At 61.3% G+C, this 5,280-nt stretch carries 6 protein-coding genes; all 6 read left to right on the top strand.

The window, feature by feature from the left end; all coding sequences use genetic code 11:
- The first annotated feature begins 160 nt into the window (after positions 1–160).
- Positions 161–952 carry a toxin Tle1 chaperone Tla1 gene (tla1, locus tag ACODSK_RS32280; RefSeq protein ID WP_489022170.1) on the top strand — a complete coding sequence of 264 codons (792 nt, stop codon included), beginning with the start codon at positions 161–163 and terminating at the stop codon, positions 950–952.
- Positions 949–1,485 carry a Tli1a family immunity protein gene (gene tli1a / locus ACODSK_RS32275; RefSeq protein ID WP_489022168.1) on the top strand — a complete coding sequence of 179 codons (537 nt, stop codon included), beginning with the start codon at positions 949–951 and terminating at the stop codon, positions 1,483–1,485. Before tla1 ends, tli1a (ACODSK_RS32275) begins: the two co-directional genes overlap by 4 nt.
- Positions 1,473–2,018 (top strand): Tli1a family immunity protein, encoded by a 546-nt coding sequence (tli1a, locus tag ACODSK_RS32270; protein WP_489022166.1) that lies wholly within the window; start codon positions 1,473–1,475, stop codon positions 2,016–2,018. The genes tli1a (ACODSK_RS32275) and tli1a (ACODSK_RS32270) overlap by 13 nt, the downstream gene beginning before the upstream one ends.
- Entirely contained in the window at positions 2,006–4,300 is a 2,295-nt protein-coding gene (locus ACODSK_RS32265; protein ID WP_489022164.1) for a T6SS phospholipase effector Tle1-like catalytic domain-containing protein, read from the top strand. The genes tli1a (ACODSK_RS32270) and ACODSK_RS32265 overlap by 13 nt, the downstream gene beginning before the upstream one ends.
- Positions 4,287–4,829, top strand: coding sequence for a Tli1a family immunity protein (gene tli1a / locus ACODSK_RS32260; protein WP_489022162.1), 543 nt, complete (start codon positions 4,287–4,289; stop codon positions 4,827–4,829). The genes ACODSK_RS32265 and tli1a (ACODSK_RS32260) overlap by 14 nt, the downstream gene beginning before the upstream one ends.
- Positions 4,826–5,280: Tli1a family immunity protein (gene tli1a, locus ACODSK_RS32255; protein ID WP_489022172.1), on the top strand; the 455-nt coding region annotated here is incomplete at its 3' end. The genes tli1a (ACODSK_RS32260) and tli1a (ACODSK_RS32255), both read left to right, overlap by 4 nt.

Below are 5,280 nucleotides of genomic sequence, written 5' to 3'. Positions count from 1 at the left end.
TGCTGGAGCTCAAGGGGCAGCACCGGCTCAGGCGGCCGGCGGGGGAGAGTTTCGAGTTGCCGATTCTGCCGACGTCGGAGTTGCCGGGGGCGGTGTGCCGGGAATGCCTGGAAAAGGCCAGGGCGAAAGGCCTCGGTTACACCACAAGGGAGACACAAGCATGATGGAACTCACGGCACAAACCTGGCTGCAACGGCTCGACAGCGCGTGCAGCAAACTGCACTGCAACGCGGTGCACGTGATCATCGACCAGGTCGGTCTCGACCCGCTGGTAGCCAGCGGCATCAAGCAGATGGTGCCGGCGATGCCCTGGCATGCGCTGTTCGAGGGCTGGCCCGAAGCCGCCCATGGCGACCTCTCGCCTTTGCTGGTGCGCATCGATCTGGACCAGCCTCTGCACCGGTTCTGGCTTGAACAACTGATCAGCGCCTTCGGCCATGAATCGCGGCTGCTGGTGCTGATCTCCCGCTGGTCCTTCCGGCGCCTGGGCGAATACCTCGGCCAGTGTCTGCAAGCCCGCAACGGCGGCGGTAGCGGCGTGCTGCGCTACTACGACCCGCGCCTGTTCCCGCTGCTGTTCAGCCATGTGCTGAACGCCGAGCAGCAACAGTGCCTGCTGGCACCGGCATTGCGTTGGAGCTGGCTGGACCGCGACGGCATCCCCCGGCATCTGGCCGGCACGGCGGACACCGACTGCGTTGACGATCCGCTGCCTTGTGAACTCAGTGACCGGCAGGTCGACGTGCTGTGCTGTGCCGCCGATGCGATGGAGGTTCAGGACAGCCTCCGCGCCTCGCTGCCCGAGGGCTGGGGGGCCGAACAGCGCTTTCAGGCGTGTTATCGGGCGGTGCTCGATGCGAGTGAGGCCGGGGTGTTTGCGCAGACACGCTATGACGCCTTCATCCTCGAACACTTGCAGGCTGCCCAGGCCAGCCAGGGAGGCAAGGCATGACGCGTTATATCCCGTGCTTTGGCGCAAGGCCCCTGGTGCTGCTGCTCGCCGGCCTGATGGGGATGACGGTGATGGGCAATGCCCACGCCAGGATCATCGGTATCAACCACACCCACTGGGCGATCAACCATTTCGCTGTGGATGGGCAGTCCGGGCTGGACATCATTGGGCCTTGGCAAGGAGGGGGAGGCGGGCATATCAGCCTGCCGGCCGAATGGGTGCCGGGGATGACGGTGCGGATTGATTGGGAGACGGGCGTAAGCGGTATGAGTGACCTCGCCAGTGAGTTTCCGGGTTTTGCAGATCAGAAAAAGTACGAAGCGTGGAGAGAGCAAGTGCTTTCTGCCAAAAGGCAACACAGCAAACTCGCCTTGGTCCCCGACTACACCAACCAGAAAGTCTGTGGCGTCACCGTGCATTTCCTGCCTTGCGACGAAATCCAGGTGACGACCTCCTGCAAGGGTTATGGCGATCCTGACTATCCCATCAATATCCCGCTGAAACTGCCGGAGCCTCAGTCATGCCCGAAATAAAGAGGTCGGCGATGCGTCGACATAGCACCTCCCTGTTCGGTGTCCTGCCTGCTGCGGTCTGTGCCTTGCTGGCATTGCTGCCGGCAGCGACTGCCCAGGCGAGGATCATCGGTATCAACCATACCCACTGGGCGATCAACCATTTCGCTGTGAATGGGCAGTCCGGGCTGGACGCAATCGGGCCTTGGCAAGGAGGGGGCGGCGGGCATATCAGCCTTCCAGCCGAATGGGTTCCGGGGATGACGGTTCGGGTTGAGTGGGAGACGGGAATTGCTTTTTCTGGAGATTTTCCAGGGTTCGCTGACTGGCCCAAGTACTCAGAGTGGAAGCAAAGGGTAAATGCCCAAAAGCGCGTACATACCAAAAATGTGCTCGTCCCCGACTACACCAACCAGAAATTCTGCGGCGTCACCGTGCATTTCCTCCCCTGCGACGAAATCCAGGTAACGACCTCCTGCAAAGGCCACGGCCATCCCGACTACCCGATCAATATCCCGCTGAACCTGCCGGAGCCTCAGTCATGTCCGAAATGAAACTTTCTGCTGTCTGCTACCCACCCCAGTTCCCCGTGCAGGGGCGGTTGCCCTCGCGGGTGGAGCAGGTCGAAGCCAACCTGCGTATCCAGGGCGAGCCGGAGGGTGATTACCGCGAGGCCCTGAGCCTGGCGGCCGGGCGCCGGGTGATGCCGCCGTGCTGTAAGACCTTGCATATCAGCCTGTTCTTCGATGGCACGGGCAATAACCTCAACCACGACCTGTATATCGCCAAGCCGGCGTCGCCGACCAATATCGGCCGGTTGTTCCGGGCCACCATCGGCGATGGCTATGCCGGCGGCACGTCCCATAGCAGCGGTTCCAGTGCCCTGACCGATTTGCCCGGTGAAGGGCATCGGCAGTTCTTCAAGTACTACATGCCGGGGGTGGGCACGCCGTTTCCCGAGGTGGGCGATCTTGAGTACAGCGATTCCGGCCTGATCTCCGCCAACCGCGGCGAGGAACGGATCAACTGGGGCTTGTTGATGCTGGTGGATGCCCTGGGGCGCTCCCTTGGCCGGGACTGGCTGGACCATCAGTCCCTGCGCGAGTCGATCGAGGCCATGTCCACCCAGTGGTACAAGAGCCATGAAGCCAGGCGAGGGCGGCTCAACCGCAAGCGCGAGTTCTTCCGGCAACTGGCAGCCCTTGAAAAGCCGTTGCTCACGGCCATGAGCGAGCGGGGCGGCCAGTCGCGGCTATTGGGGGTGCGCCTGTATGTCTATGGCTTTTCCCGTGGGGCGGCCAGCGCCCGAGCCTTCGTGCACTGGCTGAACGAGCTGTTGGAGGATGTCGACACGCAACCGGTGCTGAAACATGGCGAGCTGGTACTGCCCATGCAGATCCAGTACCTGGGCCTCCTGGACACCGTGGCCTCCGTGGGCATTGCCGACTCGTTTCCCATTGCCGACGGCCATATGAGCTGGGCCGACGAGACCCAGGAGCTACCCACCAGCAAGCTGGTCAAGCGTTGCCTGCATATCGTGGCCAGTCATGAACAGCGCCAGAGTTTTCCGCTGGATTCGATTCGACGGGCCGATGGCAGCTATCCGGAAAACAGTACGGAGGTGGTTCATCCTGGTGTGCATTCCGATCAGGGGGGCGGGTATCCGCCGGGGGATCAGGGGAAGGGGATTGGCCAGACTGATGGCTTGCTGCTCTCGCAGATTGCTTTGCATGACATGTATTCGGATGCATTTGCAAATGGGAGCCCGCTAAAAGTTCCGATGACTGTTTTACCGCAGCAGTACCAAAACGATTCATGGAGGGTCATGGATCCTGATATCGAAATACAGTTTGAGATTTATCCAACACTTACCGACCGCTTCAACGCCTGGCGCCAAGCAACCCTAGGCCTTGCCCCAGCCCCACAACCCCTCCCCATCGAGCAGGTCGAGCACTACCAGCCCCTCCCCGCCGACAAGTCGGTCGAAGACATCCTGCGCGATCAACTGGGCTGGATCACGGCCTGGCGTATCGACCGCTATGCCTTCCAGACCCTGAAGCGCGAGCCGTTCTGGATCGAGGCGACCGACACCGAAGCCGCGCCCGAGGACTATGAACGTGCCAAAACGGCACAAGCGGAGCGCCAGAAAGCCGTCGAGGCCCGGCGTCTCGAGCAGCAAAGCCTGGAGCGGCGGCAGCGCCTGCCGGCCAGACCGCTGGAACCCGGCCCCAAGTACTTCGATGCCGATATGGCCAAGACCCAGTTGTCCGATGCGGCGAGCGAATTCGAAGTTACCTACAAGCAGCGCCAGCTGGAGATCGTCGCCGCTAACAAGAGCATGCCGCTGTCTCTGCCGGACAACCTCAAGATCGCTTTCTTTCGTGAGCAGGAACACCTCAAGGCCCTTGGGCGCGAGCGCGTCAGCCTGCTGTTTCCACCGCCGTCGGGTGAGCTGAACCATCAAAGCGTGAAGAATCGCGGCAATGTCCGGGAGGACTTCAATGCCAAAAAGCCCCTGGGAATGTTGCGTGCCCTGTTCGACAACCAGATTCACGACTCCCGGGCCTGGTTCATGTACCAGCAGGGACGCGAGCCCTTTGGCAATTACCTCTGCGAGCGCATGGTGTTCTTCGGCGCCACCCACCGCCGGGCCCTGGCGCGGATTCTCGAACGTAACCAGGCCGTGACTGACAGCGGAGTCGTCTGGCCGGTAGCGCCTGCGCCACACCCTGGGGCATTGGATGCCGAGCAACTGGCCCAGGCGCAGCAGGCAGTCGATGACGAATGGCAAGCGTTCTACGCCAGCCTCGGAGAGGTGGACGATGCGTCGGCGTAATGGAAGTAGAAGCACCCTGTTCGGAATCCTGCCTGCTGCGATTTGTGCTTTGTTGGCACTCCTGCCGGCAGCGACTGCCCACGCCAGGATCATCGGTATCAACCACACTCATTGGGCGATCAACCATTTCGCTGTGGATGGGCATTCCGGGCTGGACATCATCGGGGCTTGGCAAGGAGGAGGAGGCGGGCATATCAGCCTGCCTTCCAAATGGGTGCCGGGTATGACCGTTCGAGTTGACTGGGAGACAGGGGTCAGCGGTATGAGCGACCTCGCCAGTGAGTTCCCGGGGTTTGCTGATGAGGCCAAATACGACGCATGGCTCGAAAAGATTGATGCGCAAAAGCGCCAGCACAGCAAACTCGCCCTAGTTCCTGACTACACCAACCAGAAAGTCTGCGGCGTCACCGTGCATTTCCTCCCCTGCGACGAAATCCAGGTAACGACTTCCTGCAAGGGCCACGGCAACCCCGACTACCCCATCAATATCCCACTGAGACTGCCGGAGCCACAGTCATGCCCGAAATGAAGAGCGCTGCTTCGCGTAGCGCAACCCTATTCGGTGTCCGGCCTGCTGCGGTTTGTGCCTTGTTGGCACTCCTGCCGACAGCGACTGCCCACGCCAGGATCATCGGTATCAACCACACCCATTGGGCGATCAATCATTTCGCTGTGGATGGGCATTCCGGGCTGGACGCAATCGGGGCTTGGCAAGGAGGGGGCGGCGGGCATATCAGCCTGCCGGCCGAATGGGTTCCAGGGATGACGGTTCGGATTGATTGGGAGACAGGGGCTAGCGGGATCAGTGAACTGGCCGACGAGTTTCCGGGCTATGCAGATTGGCCCAGATACCTTGCTTGGGTTGAAAAGGTTGATGCGCAAAAACGCCAACACAGCAAGCTTGCTTCGGTCCCCGACTACACCGACCAAAAAGTCTGCGGCGTCACCGTGCATTTCCTCCCCTGTGACGAAATCCAGGT

Source organism: Pseudomonas sp. FG98 (assembly GCF_057808595.1).
This window is presented reverse-complemented; position numbering and strand designations above follow the sequence as displayed.

Excerpts from the sequence above, each read along its gene's own strand:
- tla1 (WP_489022170.1), top strand. The coding sequence starts at position 161 with ATGATGGAACTCACGGCACAAACCTGGCTGCAACGGCTCGACAGCGCG.
- tli1a (WP_489022168.1), top strand. The coding sequence starts at position 949 with ATGACGCGTTATATCCCGTGCTTTGGCGCAAGGCCCCTGGTGCTGCTG.
- tli1a (WP_489022166.1), top strand. The coding sequence starts at position 1,473 with ATGCCCGAAATAAAGAGGTCGGCGATGCGTCGACATAGCACCTCCCTG.
- ACODSK_RS32265 (WP_489022164.1), top strand. The coding sequence starts at position 2,006 with ATGTCCGAAATGAAACTTTCTGCTGTCTGCTACCCACCCCAGTTCCCC.
- tli1a (WP_489022162.1), top strand. The coding sequence starts at position 4,287 with ATGCGTCGGCGTAATGGAAGTAGAAGCACCCTGTTCGGAATCCTGCCT.